Annotated in this window: 17 protein-coding genes; 12 read left to right on the top strand and 5 right to left on the bottom strand. The window is 66.3% G+C overall.

Annotation, left to right across the window (positions count from 1 at the left end):
* The first annotated feature begins 3 nt into the window (after positions 1–3).
* The 3 genes from ACVWY1_RS07915 (at position 4) to ACVWY1_RS07905 (ending at position 5,597) form a co-directional block, all read left to right on the top strand.
* Positions 4–3,183, top strand: a complete 3,180-nt coding sequence (locus ACVWY1_RS07915; RefSeq protein WP_038705948.1) for an efflux RND transporter permease subunit — start codon at positions 4–6, stop codon at positions 3,181–3,183.
* On the top strand, positions 3,180–4,595 hold the full coding sequence (locus tag ACVWY1_RS07910) for an efflux transporter outer membrane subunit (RefSeq protein ID WP_457378088.1): 1,416 nt from the start codon (positions 3,180–3,182) through the stop codon (positions 4,593–4,595). The genes ACVWY1_RS07915 and ACVWY1_RS07910 overlap by 4 nt, the downstream gene beginning before the upstream one ends.
* 384 nt (positions 4,596–4,979) lie before the next feature.
* Positions 4,980–5,597: a LysE family transporter gene (locus tag ACVWY1_RS07905; protein ID WP_457378087.1), complete on the top strand. Its 618-nt coding sequence runs from the start codon at positions 4,980–4,982 to the stop codon at positions 5,595–5,597.
* Positions 5,598–5,600: 3 nt separating this feature from the next.
* On the opposite strand, the gene ACVWY1_RS07900 is transcribed toward ACVWY1_RS07905, so the two are convergent.
* Positions 5,601–5,996, bottom strand: coding sequence for a hypothetical protein (locus ACVWY1_RS07900; RefSeq protein ID WP_457378086.1), 396 nt, complete (start codon positions 5,994–5,996; stop codon positions 5,601–5,603).
* An 88-nt stretch (positions 5,997–6,084) separates the two neighbouring features.
* Positions 6,085–6,786 carry an NUDIX hydrolase gene (locus ACVWY1_RS07895; protein ID WP_198754493.1) on the bottom strand — a complete coding sequence of 234 codons (702 nt, stop codon included), beginning with the start codon at positions 6,784–6,786 and terminating at the stop codon, positions 6,085–6,087.
* A 142-nt stretch (positions 6,787–6,928) separates the two neighbouring features.
* Between ACVWY1_RS07895 and ACVWY1_RS07890 the strand changes: the two genes are divergently transcribed.
* On the top strand, positions 6,929–7,579 hold the full coding sequence (locus tag ACVWY1_RS07890; RefSeq protein WP_457378085.1) for a nicotinamidase: 651 nt from the start codon (positions 6,929–6,931) through the stop codon (positions 7,577–7,579).
* The gene (pncB, locus tag ACVWY1_RS07885) at positions 7,576–8,775 is read left to right on the top strand and encodes a nicotinate phosphoribosyltransferase (RefSeq protein WP_277503720.1); all 1,200 of its coding nucleotides are present in this window, start codon (positions 7,576–7,578) and stop codon (positions 8,773–8,775) included. The genes ACVWY1_RS07890 and pncB overlap by 4 nt, the downstream gene beginning before the upstream one ends.
* 98 nt (positions 8,776–8,873) lie before the next feature.
* Here the strand turns inward: pncB and ACVWY1_RS07880 are convergent, their stop codons facing one another.
* Positions 8,874–9,143 carry a hypothetical protein gene (locus ACVWY1_RS07880; RefSeq protein ID WP_277503718.1) on the bottom strand — a complete coding sequence of 90 codons (270 nt, stop codon included), beginning with the start codon at positions 9,141–9,143 and terminating at the stop codon, positions 8,874–8,876.
* Positions 9,144–9,408: 265 nt separating this feature from the next.
* On the opposite strand from ACVWY1_RS07880, the gene ppnN reads away from it, so the two are divergent.
* From ppnN to ACVWY1_RS07865, 3 genes are all read left to right on the top strand, one after another.
* The gene (gene ppnN, locus ACVWY1_RS07875; RefSeq protein WP_046855903.1) at positions 9,409–10,782 is read left to right on the top strand and encodes a nucleotide 5'-monophosphate nucleosidase PpnN; all 1,374 of its coding nucleotides are present in this window, start codon (positions 9,409–9,411) and stop codon (positions 10,780–10,782) included.
* Between the two features lie 216 nt (positions 10,783–10,998).
* Positions 10,999–11,649 (top strand): TIGR04211 family SH3 domain-containing protein, encoded by a 651-nt coding sequence (locus ACVWY1_RS07870; protein ID WP_094011156.1) that lies wholly within the window; start codon positions 10,999–11,001, stop codon positions 11,647–11,649.
* A gap of 118 nt (positions 11,650–11,767) precedes the next feature.
* Positions 11,768–12,778 carry a zinc-binding alcohol dehydrogenase family protein gene (locus tag ACVWY1_RS07865; RefSeq protein ID WP_457378084.1) on the top strand — a complete coding sequence of 337 codons (1,011 nt, stop codon included), beginning with the start codon at positions 11,768–11,770 and terminating at the stop codon, positions 12,776–12,778.
* A gap of 47 nt (positions 12,779–12,825) precedes the next feature.
* Here ACVWY1_RS07865 and ACVWY1_RS07860 read toward each other — a convergent pair whose 3' ends face one another.
* Both ACVWY1_RS07860 and ACVWY1_RS07855 read right to left on the bottom strand, forming a co-directional pair.
* On the bottom strand, positions 12,826–13,731 hold the full coding sequence (locus ACVWY1_RS07860) for a LysR family transcriptional regulator (protein WP_198754498.1): 906 nt from the start codon (positions 13,729–13,731) through the stop codon (positions 12,826–12,828).
* On the bottom strand, positions 13,728–14,690 hold the full coding sequence (locus ACVWY1_RS07855) for a GlxA family transcriptional regulator (protein WP_139670826.1): 963 nt from the start codon (positions 14,688–14,690) through the stop codon (positions 13,728–13,730). Before ACVWY1_RS07855 ends, ACVWY1_RS07860 begins: the two co-directional genes overlap by 4 nt.
* Before the next feature lie 103 nt (positions 14,691–14,793).
* Here ACVWY1_RS07855 and ACVWY1_RS07850 point away from each other — a divergent pair, with 103 nt between their 5' ends.
* From ACVWY1_RS07850 to glcE, 4 genes are all read left to right on the top strand, one after another.
* Positions 14,794–15,582 carry an SDR family NAD(P)-dependent oxidoreductase gene (locus tag ACVWY1_RS07850; protein WP_457378083.1) on the top strand — a complete coding sequence of 263 codons (789 nt, stop codon included), beginning with the start codon at positions 14,794–14,796 and terminating at the stop codon, positions 15,580–15,582.
* Between the two features lie 72 nt (positions 15,583–15,654).
* The gene (locus ACVWY1_RS07845; protein ID WP_457378082.1) at positions 15,655–16,875 is read left to right on the top strand and encodes a M20/M25/M40 family metallo-hydrolase; all 1,221 of its coding nucleotides are present in this window, start codon (positions 15,655–15,657) and stop codon (positions 16,873–16,875) included.
* Positions 16,876–16,895: 20 nt separating this feature from the next.
* Entirely contained in the window at positions 16,896–18,395 is a 1,500-nt protein-coding gene (glcD, locus tag ACVWY1_RS07840; RefSeq protein ID WP_457378081.1) for a glycolate oxidase subunit GlcD, read from the top strand.
* Positions 18,395–19,441 (top strand): glycolate oxidase subunit GlcE, encoded by a 1,047-nt coding sequence (gene glcE / locus ACVWY1_RS07835; protein WP_457378080.1) that lies wholly within the window; start codon positions 18,395–18,397, stop codon positions 19,439–19,441. The genes glcD and glcE overlap by 1 nt, the downstream gene beginning before the upstream one ends.
* Positions 19,442–19,445 lie beyond the last annotated feature (4 nt).

Here is a 19,445-nt window from a genome sequence, read left to right as displayed (position 1 = left end):
CCGATGAACTTTTCGAAATTCTTCATTACCCGGCCGATCTTCGCCGCGGTGCTGTCGCTGGTGCTGCTGATCGCAGGTTCCATCTCGCTGTTCCAGCTGCCGATCAGCGAATACCCCGAAGTGGTGCCGCCCACCGTGGTGGTCCGCGCCAACTTCCCCGGCGCCAACCCCAAGGTGATCGGCGAAACCGTCGCAGCGCCCTTGGAGCAGGCCATCACCGGTGTCGAGAACATGCTGTACATGTCCTCGCAATCCACCGCCGACGGCAAGCTGACCCTGACCATCACCTTCGCCCTGGGCACCGACCTGGACAACGCCCAGGTGCAGGTGCAGAACCGCGTCACCCGTACCCAGCCCAAGCTGCCGGAAGAAGTGACCCGTATCGGCATCACCGTCGACAAGGCCTCGCCCGACCTGACCATGGTCGTGCACCTGACCTCGCCGGACAACCGCTATGACATGCTCTACCTGTCCAACTACGCCATCCTCAACATCAAGGATGAGCTGGCGCGCCTGGGCGGCGTGGGCGACGTGCAGCTGTTCGGCATGGGCGACTACTCGCTGCGCGTGTGGCTCGATCCGAACAAGACCGCCTCGCGCAACCTGACCGCCAGCGACGTGGTGGCCGCGATCCGCGAGCAGAACCGCCAGGTCGCCGCCGGCCAGCTCGGCGCCCCGCCCGCCCCCGGTTCGACCAGCTTCCAGCTGTCGATCAACACCCAGGGCCGCCTGGTCAACGAGGAAGAGTTCGAGAACATCATCATCCGTGCCGGTGCCAACGGCGAGATCACCCGCCTGAAGGACATCGCCCGGGTCGAACTCGGCTCCAGCCAGTACGCCCTACGCTCGCTGCTGAACAACCAGCCGGCGGTGGCCATCCCGATCTTCCAGCGTCCGGGCTCCAACGCCATCGAGATCTCCGACGAAGTGCGGGCGAAGATGGCCGAGCTGAAGAAGGACTTCCCCGAAGGCATGGACTACAGCATCGTCTATGACCCGACCGTGTTCGTCCGTGGCTCCATCGAGGCGGTGGTGCACACCTTGTTCGAAGCGCTGGTCCTGGTGGTGCTGGTCGTCATCCTGTTCCTGCAGACCTGGCGCGCCTCGATCATTCCGCTGCTGGCCGTGCCAGTGTCGCTGATCGGTACCTTTGCGGTCATGCACCTGTTCGGCTTCTCGCTCAACGCGCTATCGCTGTTCGGCCTGGTACTGGCCATCGGTATCGTGGTGGACGACGCCATCGTCGTGGTGGAGAACGTCGAACGCAACATCGGGCTGGGCCTGAAACCGCTGGAAGCCACGCAAAAGGCCATGAGCGAAGTGACCGGGCCGATCATCGCCACGGCGCTGGTGCTGTGCGCCGTGTTCGTGCCGGCGGCGTTCATCTCTGGCCTTACCGGGCAGTTCTACAAACAGTTCGCCCTGACCATCGCCATCTCCACCGTGATCTCGGCGTTCAACTCGCTGACCCTGTCGCCGGCCCTGGCCGCCGTGCTGCTCAAGGACCACCACGCGCCCAAGGACCGTTTCTCGCGGTTCCTGGAAAAACTCCTGGGCAGCTGGCTGTTCGCCCCGTTCAACCGCTTCTTCGATCGCGCCAGCCATGGTTATGTCGGTGGCGTGCGCCGGGTCATCCGCTCCAGCGGTATCGCCCTGTTCGTCTATGCCGGCCTGATGGGCCTGACCTACCTGGGCTTTTCGTCCACCCCGACCGGCTTCGTGCCGTCCCAGGACAAGCAGTACCTGGTGGCCTTCGCCCAGTTGCCTGACGCCGCCAGCCTCGACCGCACCGAGGCGGTGATCAAGAAGATGAGCGAGATCGCTCTCAAGCAGCCAGGCGTGGCCGACTCGGTAGCCTTCCCGGGCCTGTCGATCAACGGTTTCACCAACAGCCCGAACAGCGGCATCGTGTTCACCCCGCTCAAGCCGTTCGACGAGCGCAAGGACCCGAGCCAGTCGGCGGCAGCCATCGCGGCCGCACTGAACGCCCAGTTCGCCGATATCCAGGACGCCTACATCGCGATCTTCCCGCCTCCGCCGGTACAAGGCCTGGGCACCATCGGCGGCTTCCGCCTGCAGATTGAGGACCGCGGCAACCTGGGCTATGAAGCGCTGTACAAGGAAACCCAGAACATCATCGCCAAGAGCCACAACGTGCCGGAACTGGCGGGCCTGTTCACCAGCTACCAGGTCAACGTGCCGCAGGTCGATGCCGCCATCGACCGGGAAAAGGCCAAGACCCATGGCGTGGCGATCAACGACATCTTCGACACCCTGCAGGTCTACCTGGGCTCGCTGTACACCAACGACTTCAACCGCTTTGGCCGCACCTACCAGGTCAACGTCCAGGCCGAGCAGCAGTTCCGCCTCGACGCCGAACAGATCGGCCAGTTGAAGGTGCGCAACAACCTGGGCGAGATGATCCCGCTGGCGACCTTCCTCAAGGTCAGCGACACCTCGGGGCCTGACCGCGTGATGCACTACAACGGCTTCATCACCGCCGAAATCAACGGCGCTGCGGCCCCCGGCTACAGCTCCGGCCAGGCCGAGGCTGCAATCGAGAAGCTGCTCAAGGAAGAGCTGCCCAACGGCATGACCTTCGAGTGGACCGACCTGACCTACCAGCAGATCCTCTCGGGCAATACCGCACTGTTCGTGTTCCCGTTGTGCGTGCTGCTGGCGTTCCTGGTGCTGGCCGCCCAGTACGAAAGCTGGAGCCTGCCGCTGGCGGTGATCCTGATCGTGCCAATGACCCTGCTGTCGGCCATCACCGGGGTGATCATCTCCGGTGGCGACAACAACATCTTCACCCAGATCGGCCTGATCGTACTGGTGGGCCTGGCGTGCAAGAACGCGATCCTGATCGTCGAGTTCGCCAAGGATGAACAGGCCAAGGGCCTCGACCCGCTGGCTGCGGTACTGGAAGCCTGCCGTCTGCGTCTGCGGCCGATCCTGATGACCTCGATCGCCTTCATCATGGGTGTGGTGCCGCTGGTGTTCTCCTCCGGCGCCGGTGCCGAGATGCGTCACGCCATGGGTGTGGCGGTGTTCTCGGGGATGATCGGGGTGACCGTGTTCGGCCTGTTCCTGACCCCGGTGTTCTTCTTCCTGATCCGCCGTTTCGTCGAGCGTCGCCAGGCCCGCAAGGCCGAGCACGCCGTGGCACTGGAGAACCATGCATGAAGTTGCTCAAACCCCTGACCCCGAGCCTGCTGGCACTGGCCCTGGCGGCCTGCGCGGTGGGCCCGGACTACCAGGCCCCGCTGACCGAACCGGCCAAGCTGGACGCCGGCCTTGAAGCCAAAGCCTATGACCGCAGCCGCTTCGAGAGCGTGTGGTGGAAACAGTTCGACGACCCGGTGCTGAACCAGCTGGTGCAGGCATCGCTGGACGGCAACCGCGACCTGCGCGTGGCCTTCGCCCGCCTGAAAGCGGCGCGGTCGATTCGCGAGGACGTGTCCAACGACCAGATCCCCGTGGTCACCAGCCGCGCCAGCAGCGAGCTGGGCAAGGGCCAGGTCCCTGGCCAGACCGAGCGCCGAGTCAACAGCGAACGCTATGACCTGGGCCTGGACATGGCCTGGGAGCTTGACCTGTTCGGCCGCATCCAGCGCCAGATCGAGGCCAGCGAAGCCCAGGAAGCGGCGGCCGAGGCTGACCTGCAGCAACTGCAGGTCAGCCTGATCGCCGAGCTGGTCGACGCCTACGGTCAATTGCGTGGCGCGCAACTGCGCGAGCAGATCGCCGTGGCCAACCTGAAGACCCAGCAGCAGTCGCGGGACATCACCGTGACCCTGCGCGACACCGGGGTCGGCAACGAGCTCGACGTGGTCCGCGCCGACGCCCGCCTGGCGGGTGTCGAAGCCACCGTGCCGCAATTGCAGGCCGAACAGGTACGGGCGAAGAACCGCATCGCCACCCTGCTCGGCCAGCGCCCGGACGCCATGATTGTCGACCTGTCGCCCAAGGCCCTGCCGGCCATCGCCAAGGCCTTGCCGGTGGGCGACCCCGGCGAGCTGCTGCGCCGCCGCCCGGACATCCGCAGCGCCGAGCGTCAGCTGGCTGCGGCCACGGCCAACGTCGGCGTGGCCACCGCCGACCTGTTCCCGCGGGTCAGCTTGAGTGGCTTCCTCGGCTTCACCGCCGCCCGCGGTTCGCAGATCGGCTCCTCGGCGGCCAACGCCTGGGCGCTGGGCCCGAGCATCACCTGGGCGGCGTTCGACCTGGGCAGCGTGCGCGCCCGCCTGCGCGGCGCCAAGGCCGATGCCGAAGGGGCGCTGGCCAACTACGAACAGCAAGTGCTGCTGGCCCTGGAAGAGTCCTCCAACGCCTTCAGCGACTACGGCAAGCGCCAGCAGCGCCTGCTGGCGCTGATGCGCCAGAGCGACGCCAGCCGCAAGGCGGCGGACCTGGCCTCGGTGCGCTACCGCGAAGGCACGGTGGATTACCTGGTGCTGCTCGACGCCGAGCGCGAGCGCCTGAGCGCCGAAGACGCCCAGGCCCAGGGCGAGGTCGAGCTGTACAGCGGCATCGTCGCGATCTACAAGGCGCTTGGCGGCGGCTGGCAACCCGATGTGGTGGCCAGCTCGCGCTGACCGCCCGCTGATGTGAAGACTCCTTTGGTTGGTTCCTCCCCCAACCGTTTGCCCCGAAGGCCTTGGTCTTCGGGGCTTTTTTATGCGCCGCTGGTGCCTAGGCGTATCCCCTGGATCGGCCTTTCAAGGTGTTCGGCGTTGGAGTTGCAGCGTTCTTGAGATCGAGCGCCGCGCGGGCGGCGCTCGATCTGATAGGCAGAGCAAGGCTTGCGGTGAACACCTGGAGGCCCTTACTCGGTCAATAGTCTCGGGCGCAAAGACCTAGGATCGGCCTCACGCTCTTGACCGCCAGCAACACCTCCCTGTGCCGTCATGGCTTTGCAACTGCCGCGAATAATGGCATATATCGAAGTCCGCCTGCCCACCCCCACCAGGAGAATCCCCATGCTCGGCGTGACCGACTACGGCGCTTTCGTGATCGCGTTCCTCATCCTCCTGGCGATCCCCGGGCCCGGCAACTTCGCCCTGATCACCGCCACCGGCAAGGGCGGCATCAAGGGCGGGCTGGCCGCCACCTTCGGGGTGATCCTCGGCGACCAGGTGCTGATGTGGCTGGCGGTGGCCGGCGTGGCCACCTTGCTGGCCACCTACCCCACCGCCTTCCACGTGGTGCAGTGGGCCGGCGCCGCCTACCTGGCCTGGCTCGGCCTGCGCATGGTGCTGAGCAAGCCCGGCGGCGCCCCGCGCGAGAGCCGCATGGCCAGCGGCCGCTACCTGCGCCAGACCATGATGATCACCCTGCTCAACCCCAAGGCGATCATGTTCTACATGGCGTTCTTCCCGCTGTTCATCGACCCGGTGCGCCACCAGGGCGTGATCACCTTCGCCTTCATGGCGCTGACCGTGGCCGGGCTTACCTTGCTCTACGGCCTGATCGCGGTGTTCCTTACCCACCGACTGGCCGAGCGCATGCGCGCCAGCCCGCGCATCGCCAACCTGCTCGAACGGCTGGCCGGCGCCTGCCTGGTCGGCTTCGGCATCAAGTTGGCGGCGATGCGCTGAGGCTCAGGCGTCGCGCAGCAGGTCGTGGGCGTCGAGCAGGCGGAAGGCCACTTGCGGGTTGCGCTCGAGCCCCCGGCGGATCGCCGCGGGAATGGCTTGGCGCGTCTTGCGGCACAGGCCCAACTGCGCCTCCAGTTCGATGACGATACCGCGCATGGTGCGCACTTCGTTGAAGCCTGGGGTGATGTGCACGCGGATGCCGAGCTGCTCGTAGAGGCGTGACTGCAGGCGCTGCAGGTCTTCAAGATCCCTGAGGTTCTCCAGCCGCTCGACCAGACGCTTTTCCTCCTCGCGGGTGAGCAGCAGGATGCGCCGCTCGGGGCCGTCGGTCAGACGTTCGCGGCCGCAGTCGCAGGCGCCCGGCGGGCATGGGTGGCGTTGGGGGAGCGGGTTGGTCATGGCTGCAAGGATAGCCGCTGCATTTTCCTTGTGCCGCCTGGTCCGGCTTCATCGCCGGCAAGCGGCCGATCGTTGCTGTTGCGCAAGCTCAGCCTCCCGCCAGCAGACTGCGGTCGAACATGAACGCCCCCGCCCCCTGCGGGGTATGCCGGTACAGCTGCTGCGGCCGCCCGAGCCTGGGCTGGACCTTCTCGCCGGTGTCCTGCACCCAGCCTTCGCTTTTCATGCGTTCAAGGCGTTTGCGCAGCGAGGTGTTGTTGACCACCTGCCCCAGGCACGCCTGCACCGCTGCCAGGGCGTCCAGCACAGTGAACCGCTCGGGCGCCAGGTACAACGGCAGGTTGGTGTACACGGCCTTGGCCGCCAACCGCTCACTGGCGCGCTCGACCAGCAGGCCATGGTCGAACGGCAGCGACAGCTCACGCGACAGAACGCTTTGAAGGTCAAAGAAGGCAACCTGCGCGTTTTCTACCACGACCGCCGGATCGAGCAGCGCCAGATAGTAGGTGCTCAAGGTCCAGCCCCGTGGGTCGCGAACGCCATTGCCTTCAGTGCCTACCTGTTCCAGATGGCGGGGGACCACCTTGGCCTTTTCCGCCAGGACACGGGCGGCGGCGGCATCCAGACTGTTGTCCGAGGTGCTGCCATTGACGATCACACCTGGCAGGGCCCATTGCCCTTCGTAGGGCTCGCGTCCACGCCGGTGCAGCAACACCTCCAGGCGAAGGCTGTGCGGCGACAGGCGCAGGGCAATGATATCCACGCTGGCCAGGACTTGTGCTGTGCTCACGGTACGATTCCTTCTGGTAACCCGCCTATATTCCACCAGAGCTATTAAGTCTAGCAAGCGCCAATTCTAATTTGGGAATAGCCTTGACATACATAATGTACCAGATGAATTATATACCCATCTCAGCCGAGGACCTCTGCCCATGATCATCGCCAGCTTCGACGTCGACGCGCAAAACGGCTTTACCGTCAACGCTCCCCAGGAGTTGCCGGTACCTGGCGGCCACCTGATCGCGCCTGCGCTCAACACCATGGCCCAGCGTGCCACGCTGCGCTTGGGCAGCAAGGACGCGCACCCGGCCAATGCCGCCTGGATGGTCGCCGACGCCGGGCAGATGCTGCAACCGCTGCCCCTGGCCAACGCCGACCTGACCTGGGTCAGCCACTGCGTCCCCGGCACGCCCGGCTTCGAACTGCTCCCCGGCCTGCCCGCCCCCATCGACTACGACTACTTCGTCTGGAAAGGCGTCGAACCCGACCTGCACCCCTACGGCGCCTGCTACCACGACCTGGCGGAACGCCGCTCCACCGGTGTCATCGAGTTCCTCAAGGTGCAACAGGTACAGGCGATCATCGTTGGTGGCCTGGCGCTGGACTACTGCGTGCGCACCACCGCCCTGCAACTGCGCCGCGCCGGTTTCGAGGTGTTGTTGTACCTGCCGGCCTGCCGCGCACTGAGCGCCGAGGGCGCGCAGCAGGCGTGCACAGAGATGGCCACCGCCGGCATCCACCTGTGCCCCGATGAACAGGACCTCGACCGCCAACTGGCGCAACTCAAGGAGGATCGCCCATGAGCGACAGCGTTTTCGGCCCACGGATCATCCAGAACCTGCTGGACACCGACTTCTACAAGATCACCATGATGCAGGCGGTGCTGCACAACTACCCCAACGCCGAGGTGGAATGGGAATTCCGCTGCCGCAACAACGAAGACCTGGCGCCCTACCTGGCCGAGATCCGCTACCAGATCGAACAACTGGCCGATGTCTCGGTAACCCACGACCAGCTGGCCTACCTTGAGAAGATCCCGTTCATCAAGGCGGATTTCATCCGTTTTCTCAGCCTGTTCCGCTTCAACCTGCGCTACGTGCAGGTAGGCCTGGACGCTACCGGACAGCTGGCGATCCACGTGCACGGCCCGTGGCTGCACGTGATCCTGTTCGAGATCCCGCTGCTGGCGATCATCAGCGAGGTGCGCAACCGCTACCGCTATCGCGAGGTAGTGATCGAGCAGGTCGGCGAGCGTCTGTACCAGAAGCTCGACTGGCTCAGGGCCGAGGCCAGCGACGACGAGCTTGCCGGCCTACAACTGGCCGACTTCGGCACCCGCCGGCGCTTCTCGTACCGGGTACAGGAAGAGGTGGTGCACATCCTCAAGCGCGACTTCCCGGGCAAGTTCGTCGGCACCAGCAACGTGCACCTGGCCCGCGAGTACCAGATCAAGCCGATCGGCACCATGGCCCACGAGTGGTTCATGGCCCACCAGCAGCTCGGTCCACGGCTGCTCGACAGCCAGGCCGCCGCACTGGAGTGCTGGGTGCGTGAGTATCGTGGTCAGTTGGGCATCGCCCTGACCGACTGCATCGGCATGGATGCCTTCATGCGCGACTTCGACCTGTATTTCACCAAGCTGTTCGACGGCCTGCGCCACGACTCGGGCGAGCCGCTGGCCTGGGCCGAGAAAGCCATCGCGCACTACCAGCGGCTGGGCATCGACCCCAGGAGCAAGACCCTGATCTTCTCCGATGGCCTGGACTTCCAGAAGATGCTCGAGCTGTACCGTGCGCTTAATGGCCGTATCCAGGTCAGCTTTGGCATCGGCACCAACCTCACCTGCGACATTCCCGGTGTCACGCCGATGAACATCGTGATCAAGATGACCGCGTGCAATGGCGCGCCGGTGGCAAAGATCTCCGACAGCCCAGGCAAGACCCAGTGCCGGGACGAGAACTTCGTGGCGTACCTGCGGCATGTGTTCAAGGTCGATTGACCGCGAAGCCGGCCTGCCCCTTGCGGACAAGCACGCCGCTCAGCCAGCTGATCCAGGAGCCCTGGCGCGCTTGCCACGCGCCAGGCCCGCGTCAATCGTTACCACTGGCCACTTGCGAGGCAGCCAACGATTTCCCAACCGCTGTATTCCCACCAGGAATAGCGCTCATCGGCGCAGTTTCTGGCAAGGCTTGCCACCTGGATGCTCTTGGCTGGTTGAGCGCTAGCGAAGGGCGTCCCAAGCGAGGAGGTTCCCTGGTTGACGGCTTGCGGCGCAGCGATGGAGGCCGGGTGCACGGAAGCGTTCGCAACAGTGATGCCGAAGGTGAGCGCTACGGATACGGCCAGGGCAGTCATTGGCTTTTTCATGTTGGAAATCCTTTCAGTGATCTGACAGGCGCACAGGCATTGGCCCGACCTGCCAACATCGTGACAGGCCAGGCTATCGGCAAACCTATCACCGCCGGGCCAACGGCACAGTCGCTCAACTGTGCTATTGACAGAACGCTGTGCAAAGCGCGCATTCGTGGCGCCTCTGGCCACCAAGGTTTTTCACCCTCCCCCTCGTTGCCACGCACATTTGCTTGTATGGTGTTGTCCAAGAAGGATGTTTTACCCGCACAGGAAAGACCAGATGCCCCAACGCAATGTCATCAACGCCTCCGTCAGCCCCAAGGGCAGCCTGGAGACGCTGTCGCAACGTGAAGTCCAGCAACTGAGCGAAGTCGGTACCGGCAGCCTCTACACCCTGTTCCGCCAGTGCGCCCTGGCCATCCTCAACACCGGCGCCCATGTCGACAATGCCAAGACCATCCTCGAGGCCTACAAGGACTTCGAGGTGCGCATCCACCAGCAGGACCGCGGCGTGCGCCTGGAACTGCTCAACGCCCCGGCCGACGCCTTCGTCGATGGCGAGATGATTGCCAGTACCCGCGAGATGCTCTTCAGCGCCCTGCGCGACATCGTCTACACCGAGAGCGAACTAGCCAGCCAGCGCATCGACCTGGAAAGCTCGCAAGGCATCACCGACTACGTCTTCCACCTGCTGCGCAACGCCCGCACCCTGCGCCCCGGTGTCGAGCCGAAGATGGTGGTGTGCTGGGGCGGCCACTCGATCAGCACCGAGGAATACCAGTACACCAAGAAGGTCGGCCACGAGCTGGGCCTGCGCAAGCTGGATGTCTGCACCGGCTGCGGTCCGGGCGTGATGAAAGGGCCGATGAAGGGCGCCACCATCGCCCATGCCAAGCAGCGCATGCACGGCAGCCGCTACCTGGGCCTGACCGAGCCGGGCATCATCGCCGCCGAGGCGCCCAACCCGATCGTCAACGAGCTGGTGATCCTGCCGGACATCGAGAAGCGTCTTGAAGCCTTCGTGCGTGTCGGCCACGGCATCATCATCTTCCCCGGCGGCGCCGGTACCGCCGAGGAGTTCCTCTACCTGCTCGGCATCCTCATGCACCCGGACAACCAGGGCCTGCCGTTCCCGGTGGTGCTCACCGGGCCGCGCAGCGCCGAGCCGTTCCTGCTGCAGTTGCATGCCTTCGTCGGCGCCACCCTCGGCGAGGCGGCGCAACGCCACTACCAGATCATCATCGACGACCCGGCCGAAGTGGCCCGGCAGATGGTCGAGGGGCTGAAGGCAGTCAAGCAGTTCCGCCGCGAGCGCAACGACGCCTTCCACTTCAACTGGCTGCTGAAGATCGACGAAGGCTTCCAGCGCCCGTTCGATCCGACCCACGAGAACATGGCCAACCTGGCCCTGCGCCGCGACCTGCCGCCACACGAGCTGGCGGCCAACCTGCGCCGGGCGTTCTCGGGCGTCGTTGCCGGCAACGTCAAGGACAAGGGCATCCGCCTGATCGAGGAGCACGGGCCTTACCAGATCCGCGGCGATGCGGCGATCCTCGACCCGCTCGGGCGCCTGCTGCAGGCGTTCGTCGACCAGCACCGCATGAAGTTGCCCGGTGGGGCGGCGTATGTGCCGTGCTATGAAGTAGTGGCCTGAGGGCACTGGGGGCCGCTTTGCGGCCCTTTCGCCGGCGAACTGGCGCCCACAGCAGCCAATAACTCCTGATTTTTCGCAATATTTTGCAGATATTTCCTGCGCCAGGTGGTGAACCTGCCCACAAAAAAACGGTCTTTCGCTGACGGTCAATCCACCCGACCGGATCGCCGGCCCAGTCATCGGGCCTTCATTCGTCCTGTTTCAGCGAAGACCAGCATGCCAGACATCCAGCCCGCTTCCCCTGCCCTCACCGCCCTGCGCGGTGGCCTGATCGCCGCCCTGATCGCCCTCGCCGCCCCGGCCCACGCCGAAGAGCCGGCCACTGATGCGCGTTGGGTCAGTGACAGCCTGAACACTTACGTACGCAGCGGCCCTACCGATGGCCACCGCATCGTCGGCACGCTCAAGTCCGGGCAGAAGGTCACCCTGGTCACCAGCCAAGGCAACTACAGCCAGGTACGCGGGCAAAGCGGCGACCTGGTGTGGATCCTCACCAGCGACCTGCAGGCGGTGCCCGGTCAGAGCGAGCGCCTGCCGCAGCTCGACGCCCAGGTGGCCGAACTGTCCGGCCAGCTCAAGACCATCGACGACAGCTGGAAGAACCGCGTGCAGGGCATGCAGGAGACCCTCGACTCGCGCAAGGCGCTGATCGACGAGCTGGAAACCCGCAACAAGGCACTCAACGAGCAGCTCGAGCAGAGCCAGTCGAGCCTGCGCGACACCCAGGCGCGCCTGGGTGACGAGAACAAGCAGGTGATGATGCGCTACATGGTGTATGGCGGCAGCATCGCCGGCGCCGGGCTGCTGGCGGGGCTGATCCTGCCGGCGCTGACCCGTGGGCGCAAACGCAACGATCGCTGGTTCTGACCAGCATGGCCGCTACATTTTCAAGAAAATGCTGAAACTGTTCCCGTGATTGCGATGTTTTTGCGATAAATCTTGCAGGCTAAGGTTGCCCTACCTACCACTCAGGGACCCTGATGCCATGAAAGCCATCGTCTTCACCCAACACGGCCTGCCGCTTACCGACCCGGCCTCGCTCTATGACAGCGACCTGCCCGCCCCTGCCCCCGGCCCACGCGATTTGCTGGTGGAGGTCCGCGCCATCGCGGTCAACCCGGTCGATACCAAGGTCCGCGCCGGCAGCGGCAGCACCAGCCAACCCAAGGTGCTGGGCTGGGATGCGGTCGGTGTGGTGCGCGCCATCGGTGAACAGGTGACCCTGTTCCAGCCCGGCGACGAGGTTTTCTATGCCGGTGCCATCGACCGCCCCGGCAGCTACAGCGAACTGCATCTGGTCGATGAGCGCATCGTCGGCCACAAGCCGCGTAGCCTGGACAATGCCAGCGCCGCCGCCCTGCCGTTGACCTCGATCACCGCCTGGGAGCTGCTGTTCGACCGCCTGGGCGTGCGCGAAGGCGGCGGCGAAGGGCAAAGCCTGCTGATCGTCGGCGCCGGCGGTGGCGTGGGCTCGATCCTCACCCAGCTGGCGCGCCAGCTCACCAGCCTCACCGTGATCGGCACCGCCTCGCGCCCTGAAACCCAGGCCTGGGTACGCCAACTCGGCGCCCACCAGGTGATCGATCACAACCAGCCGCTGGCACCCCAGCTGGAGGCCGTGGGCATAGGCCAGGTGGACCTGGTGATCAGCCTGACCCACACCGACCGCCACTTCGCCCAGTTGGTCGAGGTGCTGCGCCCACAAGGCCGCCTGGCACTGATCGACGACCCGACCAGCCTCGACGTGGTGCCGCTCAAGCGCAAGTCGCTGTCGTTGCACTGGGAGCTGATGTTCACCCGTTCGCTGTACCAGACCACCGACATGATCAAGCAGCACGCACTGCTGGAGCGAATCGCTGGGCTGGTCGATGAAGGCGTGATCAAGACCACGCTGGGCGAGCATTTCGGCGCGATCAACGCGGCCAACCTGCGCCGCGCCCACGAGTTGATCGAAAGCGGCAAGGCAAAGGGCAAGGTTGTACTGGAAGGTTTCTAGTCCGATAGGGGCCCTGTAGGCGCGATGACGTACCTGCAGGCGCCTTGCTAGCCAAGCTCGGCAAACTTCTCCCCCAGGTAGCTGCGCAACCGCTGGATCGCCGGCGACACCGCCTGGCGGTGCACGCACACCAGTTGCAGCGGCGCCGCCTGGCAGCATTCTGGTGGGAACAGCTCCACGAGCCGCCCGGCCCGCACGTCGGCCAGCACATCCAACCGCGACTTGTAGACGATCCCCAGCCCCGCCACCGCCCAACGGCGGACGACATCGGCGTCGTCACTGGTGCGATCGCCCGAAACACTCACCGTCCTGACCCCGTCCGGCAGGTGGAAGCCCCAGCGTTCGTGGGTCTGCTCGCCCATCACATAGCGCAGGCAGTTGTGCCCGACCAGTTCCTCCGGCGTGCGCGGCGCGCCATGGCGGGCGATGTAGGCCGGCGCGGCGCACAGCGTGCGGCGGTTGTCCGCAGCCAGGGGCAGCGCCACCAGGCCCGAATCGGCCAACTGGCCATAGCGGATACTGGCATCCAGGCGATCCCCCACCATGTCCGCCACCTGGTCGCTCAGACGCAGTTGCAGGCTGATGCCCGGGTGCTGCAACTGGAACTCGTCGAGCCAGGGCAGCAGCACATTGCGCCCCAGGTCCGAGGGCATGGACAGGCGCAACATCCCGCCGATCTCCTCACGCCCCTGCTCCAGGGCCATTTCGCCCTCCACCAGTGCCTCGAGCACCTGGCGCGCATGGGGCAGGTAGCGTTGGCCTTCATCCGACAGGCGCAGGCGCCGGGTCGAACGCACCAGCAGGCGGAACCCCAGGCTGCGTTCCAGGCGCTGCACGGCGCCGCTGGCCAGGGCCGGCGAGATGTCCAGCTGGCGCGCCGCCGCGGAGAAACTGCCGGTTGCCACGGTACTGACGAACACCTGCAGGTCGTCCATGCGCACGAGTTTCTTCATGCCGGCACCTCGCTGTCCAGGCGCCGCGCATCGCGGCGCACGGCCTGCGGCGGAATGCCGAAGCCGCGCAGGAACGCCTCGCGCAGATGCCGACGATCGCGAAAACCGGTCTCGCGAGCTACCACATCAAGGCTGTGGCGGCTCTGTTCGATCAGCAGCCGCGCCGCCTCCAGGCGCAGGCGCTCGATGGCCTTGGCCGGCGATTCACCGGTCTCGGCGCTGAACACGCGACTGAACTGACGCGGGCTCAGGTGCGCCACCTCGGCCAGTGTCTCGACGGTCAGGGGCTGCCCCAGGTGCCCGCGCACATGCTCCAGCGCCGCCTGGATACGGTCCGAGCGTGGCGCCATGGCCAACAGCTGTGAATGTTGCGATTGCCCGCCCGAACGGCGCTGGTGCATCACCAGGCGATGGGCCACGCCCCGGGCGATCTCGGCGCCCAGGTCCTGCTCGACCATGCCCAGGGCCATGTCGATGCAGGCGGTCATGCCGGCCGAGGTCCACAGGTTGCCATCGGCGATGAAGATGCGGTCTTCCTCCAGCTGGATGCGCGGAAACATCTCGCGGAACTCACGGGCAAAGGCCCAGTGGGTGGTGGCGCGGCGCCCGTCGAGCAGGCCGGCCTGCGCCAGTATGAAAGCCCCGGTGCAGATGCCCGCCGTGCGCCGGGCCTGGCCGCCGAGGCGCCGCACCAGCGCAACCGACTCGGGTGTAGGCGGTAAGTCGACCGGCGACAAGGTGCCCGCCACCAGCCAGGTATCGGCATGGCTCGGCGACCCTACCGCCTGGGTGTCGAGCACCAGGCCCAGCGACGAACGCAGCGGGCCGCCTGCGACACTGAAGTTGCCCAAGGCGTAGACCGGCCGCCCGGCCAGCAGGTTGGCGAACTCGAACACCGACTGCGAGGCCAGCGCCATCACCTGGAACCCTTCGCACAACAGATAACCGACCCGATGCATGGGTACACTCCGGAGCATGTCTCGAATACGTACTATATGCGTCATTTGCGCCAACGGCAAAGCCTAGCATCATGGCCTCACCCCAACCCACGGAGTCACAACCATGAGCTCGAAAGGCACCGCACTCATCACTGGCGCATCCACCGGCATCGGTGCTGTGTACGCCGAACAACTGGCCCGCCGTGGCCACGACCTGATCCTGGTGGCGCGCAACCGCGAACGCCTCAACGCGCAGGCTGAGCGCCTCACCACCCTGACCGGCCGCAGCGTCGAGGTACTGCCGGCGGACCTGGCCGATGCCCGGGACCTGGCATCCATCGAAGCGCGCCTGCGCGAGGACGCCAGCATCGACCTGCTGGTCAACAATGCAGGGGTCGGCACCCACACTTCGCTGCTGGACAGCGACGTGGAGCAGATGAGCCGGATGATCGCCCTCAACGTCACTGCCCTCACCCGCCTGACCTACGCGGCGGTACCCGGTTTCGTCACCCGCGGGCGCGGCGCGGTGATCAACATCTCGTCGGTGGTGAGCCTGGCGCCCGAACTGCTGAATGGCGTGTATGGCGCGAGCAAGGCCTATGTCACCGCCTTCAGCCAGTCGCTGCACAAGGAACTGGCCGGCAGCGGCGTGCAGGTCCAGGCCGTGCTGCCCGGCGCCACCGCCACGGACTTCTGGGCCATCGGCGGGCTGCCGGTGGAAAACCTCGACCCGGCTATCGTGATGACGGCGCAGGACCTGGTCGAGGCGGCGTTGCAGGACTTCGATGCGCAGCGGTTGATCTCGATCCCGTCACTGCATGAGTTCGAGCGCTACGAAGCCTTTGAAGGTGCCCGCCTGGGCCTGGCCGGGCAGTTGTCAAACCAGCGTCTGGCGCATCGTTACGGCCTGTAGACACAACGGCTCGGGCGGCCATTCATCGGGTAGGGTCTACGCTGAAGGGTTCATGACAACGAGACCCTGCCCATGCATCTGCGACTTTGCACTTTGGCCCTTGCCCTCGCCTGCGCCACCGCCCAGGCCGCCGAGCCCACGCCCCAGGAGCTGTACAGCCAGGCCCAGGCCGAACAGCCTCATTACCTGGAAACCCTCAAGTCCCTGGTTTCGGTGGACACCGGCACCGGTACCGAGGCGGGCCTGAAACAGGTCGGCGCCGAGCTGGTGAAACGCCTTGAGGCCCTGGGCGCCAAGGTCACCACCCAGCCGGCCACGCCGTCGGTGGGCGACAACATCGTCGGCACATTCAAGGGCACCGGCAACAAGGACTTCCTGCTGATGGTCCACTACGACACGGTGTTCGGCCCCGGTACCGTGGCCAAGCGCCCGTTCCGTATCGAAGGCGAACGCGCCTATGGCCCTGGCGTGGCCGATGCCAAGGGCGGCGTGGCGATGATCCTGCATGCGCTGAAGCTGCTGCAGGACCAGCAGTACAAGGGCTATCGCACCCTCACCGTGCTGTTCAACCCGGACGAGGAAATGGGCTCGGCCGGCTCCAGGCAGCTAATCGCCGAGCTGGCGCGCCAGCACGACTTCGTCTTTTCCTACGAGCCACCGGACAAGGACGCGGTGACCGTCGCCACCAACGGCATCAACCGCCTGAAACTTACGGTGAACGGCCGTGCCTCCCACGCCGGCTCCGCGCCCGAGGCCGGGCGCAACGCGCTGATCGAGCTGGCGCACCAGTTGCTGCAATTGAATGCCCTCGGCGACAAGGACAAGGGCACCACCGTCAACTGGACCCTGGCCAAGGCCGGAGAGAAGGCCAACATCATCCCTGCCCAGGCCAGCGCCGAGGCCGACATGCGTTATTCCGACCTGAGCGAAACCGAGCGGGTGCAGGAGGATGCCCTGCGGATCATCAAGAAGCAGTTGGTCGCCGATACCCAGGTCGAGCTGGTCATGGAGAAAGGCCGGCCGCCGCTGGCAAAAAACGACGCCTCCACGCAGCTTGCACAAACTGCGCGGCAGCTTTACAGCAAGATCGACCGGCAACTGCAGCCGATCGCCATGCGCTTTGGTACCGACGCCGGCTACGCCTACGTGCCCGACAGCGACAAGCCGGCCGTGCTGGAAACCCTGGGGGTGGTCGGCGCCGGCCTGCATGGCGACGACGAGTACATGGAGATCGCCAGCGTAGCGCCGCGCCTGTACCTGACGGTGGCAATGATCAGGCAACTGGCGCAATAGGCCACTGCGCAGGAGCGCCGATGAACATCCTCTACGACGAACGTGTCGACGGCCCATTGCCAAGCGTGGACAAGCCGGCGCTGCTGGCCGCCCTGCGCGAGGCCCTGCCCGACCTGGACATCCTGCACCGCAGCGAAGACCTCAAGCCCTATGAGTGCGACGGCCTCTCGGCCTATCGCGCGCTGCCCCTGCTGGTGGCACTGCCCGAGCGGCTGGAGCAGGTGCAGGCGCTGCTGCGGCTCTGCCACCAGCGCGGCGTGCCGGTGGTAGCACGGGGCGCCGGCACCGGCCTGTCGGGCGGCGCGTTGCCGCTGAGCCAGGGCATCCTGCTGGTGATGGCGCGCTTCAACCGCATCCTCGAAGTCAACCCGCAGGGCCGCTTCGCCAGGGTCCAGCCCGGCGTGCGCAACCTGGCGATTTCCCAGACGGCGGCGCCCCACGGTTTGTACTACGCGCCGGACCCTTCCTCGCAGATCGCCTGCTCGATCGGCGGCAATGTCGCCGAGAATGCCGGCGGCGTGCACTGCCTGAAGTACGGGCTGACCGTGCACAACCTGCTCAAGGTGGAGATCCTCACCGTCGAGGGCGAGCGCCTGACCCTCGGCAGCGACGCCCTGGACAGCCCCGGCTTCGACCTGCTGGCGCTGTTCACCGGCTCCGAAGGCATGCTCGGCATCGTCACCGAGGTCACCGTCAAGCTGCTGCCCAGGCCACAGGTAGCGCGGGTGCTGCTGGCCAGCTTCGCCAGCGTCGAGGACGCCGGGCGCGCGGTGGCCGATATCATCGCCGCCGGGATCATCCCGGCAGGCCTTGAGATGATGGACAACCTGGCGATCCGCGCCGCCGAGGCCTTCATCCACGCCGGCTACCCGGTGGACGCGGCGGCGATCCTGCTGTGCGAGCTGGACGGGGTCGAGGCCGATGTGCACGACGACTGCGCCCGCGTCGATGCCGTGCTGCGCCAGGCCGGTGCCCGCGAGGTGCGCCTGGCCTGCGACGAAGCCGAGCGCGAGCGCTTCTGGGCCGGGCGCAAGAACGCCTTCCCGGCAGTGGGGCGCATTTCGCCGGACTACTACTGCATGGACGGCACCATCCCGCGGCGCGAGCTGCCGCGAGTGCTCGCTGGCATCAGCCAACTGTCCGAGACATACGGCCTGCGGGTCGCCAACGTGTTCCATGCCGGCGACGGCAACATGCACCCGCTGATCCTGTTCGACGCCAACCTGCCCGGCGAGCTGGAACGCGCCGAAGCCCTCGGTGGCCGGATCCTCGAGCTGTGTGTGGCGGTGGGCGGCAGCATCACCGGCGAGCACGGCGTGGGCCGGGAGAAGATCAACCAGATGTGCGCCCAGTTCAACAGCGACGAGATCACCCTGTTCCATGCGGTCAAGGCCGCCTTCGACCCACGGGGCCTGCTCAACCCGGGCAAGAACATCCCCACCCTGCAGCGCTGCGCCGAGTTCGGCGCGCTGCATGTGCACCATGGGCAGTTGCCCTTCCCCGACCTGGAGCGCTTCTGATGGGCACGGATCTCAGCCAGCAGTGGCTGGAGCAGGTCAACCAGGCGTTGCGCCAGGGTACCGCGCTGCGCATCCAGGGCGGCAACAGCAAGGCCATGCTTGGCCGCCCGGTGACCGGCGAGCTGGTCGATACCCGTGGGCACAGCGGTATCGTCAGCTATGACCCTACCGAACTGGTGCTCACCGCCCGCGCCGGCACGCCGCTGCGCGAGATCGAGGCGACGCTCCGCGAGGCCGGGCAGATGCTGCCTTGCGAGCCGCCGCACCTGGGGCTCGAGGCGACGCTGGGCGGCATGGTCGCCGCCGGGCTTTCGGGGCCGCGCCGGCCCTGGGCAGGCGCGGTGCGCGACTATGTGCTGGGCACCCGGCTGATCACCGGCCACGGCAAGCACCTGCGCTTTGGCGGCGAGGTGATGAAGAATGTCGCCGGCTACGACGTATCGCGGCTGATGGCGGGCAGCTTCGGTTGCCTGGGGCTGCTTACCGAGGTTTCGTTGAAGGTGCTGCCCAGGCCGCGCCAGTGCCTGGGCCTGCGCCTGGAAATGGATGCCCGCCAGGCGCTGGCCAGGTTGGCCGAATGGGGCCAGCAGCCATTGCCGATCAGCGCCGCCAGCCACGACGGCGAGGCGCTGCACCTGCGCCTGGAGGGCGGCGAAGGCTCGGTGCGCTCGGCACGCGAGCGCCTGGGCGGCGAGATACTCGACCCGCAGTACTGGGGTGACCTGCGCGAGCAACGCCTGGCGTTCTTCACCGCGCCGGCCACGTTGTGGCGGCTGTCCCTGCCCATCACCTGCGGCGTGCTAGATCTGCCCGGGCAGCAGCTGATCGACTGGGGCGGCGCCCAGCGCTGGCTCAAGTCCGAGGCGCCGGCGGCCACCCTGCGTGCCCTGCTGGCCGAGGTCGGCGGCCATGCCACCGCCTACGCGCCCGGCGACGACAGCAGCGCGCCTCTGGACCCGATGACGCTGCGCTACCACCAGGCGCTGAAGCGCCAACTCGACCCCCAGGGCATCTTCAACCCTGGCCGCCTGTATGCACACTTGTGAGGCC

Source organism: Pseudomonas sp. TE6288, assembly GCF_054062095.1.
Note: the sequence above shows the minus strand (reverse complement) of the source record. Positions and strands in the feature narration are given on the sequence as shown.

Bases quoted from the DNA above. Each gene is read 5' to 3' on its own strand.
- ACVWY1_RS07915 (WP_038705948.1), top strand. From the start codon at position 4: ATGAACTTTTCGAAATTCTTCATTACCCGGCCGATCTTCGCCGCGGTG.
- ACVWY1_RS07910 (WP_457378088.1), top strand. From the start codon at position 3,180: ATGAAGTTGCTCAAACCCCTGACCCCGAGCCTGCTGGCACTGGCCCTG.
- ACVWY1_RS07905 (WP_457378087.1), top strand. From the start codon at position 4,980: ATGCTCGGCGTGACCGACTACGGCGCTTTCGTGATCGCGTTCCTCATC.
- ACVWY1_RS07900 (WP_457378086.1), bottom strand. From the start codon at position 5,996: ATGACCAACCCGCTCCCCCAACGCCACCCATGCCCGCCGGGCGCCTGC.
- ACVWY1_RS07890 (WP_457378085.1), top strand. From the start codon at position 6,929: ATGATCATCGCCAGCTTCGACGTCGACGCGCAAAACGGCTTTACCGTC.
- pncB (WP_277503720.1), top strand. From the start codon at position 7,576: ATGAGCGACAGCGTTTTCGGCCCACGGATCATCCAGAACCTGCTGGAC.
- ACVWY1_RS07880 (WP_277503718.1), bottom strand. From the start codon at position 9,143: ATGAAAAAGCCAATGACTGCCCTGGCCGTATCCGTAGCGCTCACCTTC.
- ppnN (WP_046855903.1), top strand. From the start codon at position 9,409: ATGCCCCAACGCAATGTCATCAACGCCTCCGTCAGCCCCAAGGGCAGC.
- ACVWY1_RS07870 (WP_094011156.1), top strand. From the start codon at position 10,999: ATGCCAGACATCCAGCCCGCTTCCCCTGCCCTCACCGCCCTGCGCGGT.
- ACVWY1_RS07865 (WP_457378084.1), top strand. From the start codon at position 11,768: ATGAAAGCCATCGTCTTCACCCAACACGGCCTGCCGCTTACCGACCCG.
- ACVWY1_RS07860 (WP_198754498.1), bottom strand. From the start codon at position 13,731: ATGAAGAAACTCGTGCGCATGGACGACCTGCAGGTGTTCGTCAGTACC.
- ACVWY1_RS07855 (WP_139670826.1), bottom strand. From the start codon at position 14,690: ATGCATCGGGTCGGTTATCTGTTGTGCGAAGGGTTCCAGGTGATGGCG.
- ACVWY1_RS07850 (WP_457378083.1), top strand. From the start codon at position 14,794: ATGAGCTCGAAAGGCACCGCACTCATCACTGGCGCATCCACCGGCATC.
- ACVWY1_RS07845 (WP_457378082.1), top strand. From the start codon at position 15,655: ATGCATCTGCGACTTTGCACTTTGGCCCTTGCCCTCGCCTGCGCCACC.
- glcD (WP_457378081.1), top strand. From the start codon at position 16,896: ATGAACATCCTCTACGACGAACGTGTCGACGGCCCATTGCCAAGCGTG.
- glcE (WP_457378080.1), top strand. From the start codon at position 18,395: ATGGGCACGGATCTCAGCCAGCAGTGGCTGGAGCAGGTCAACCAGGCG.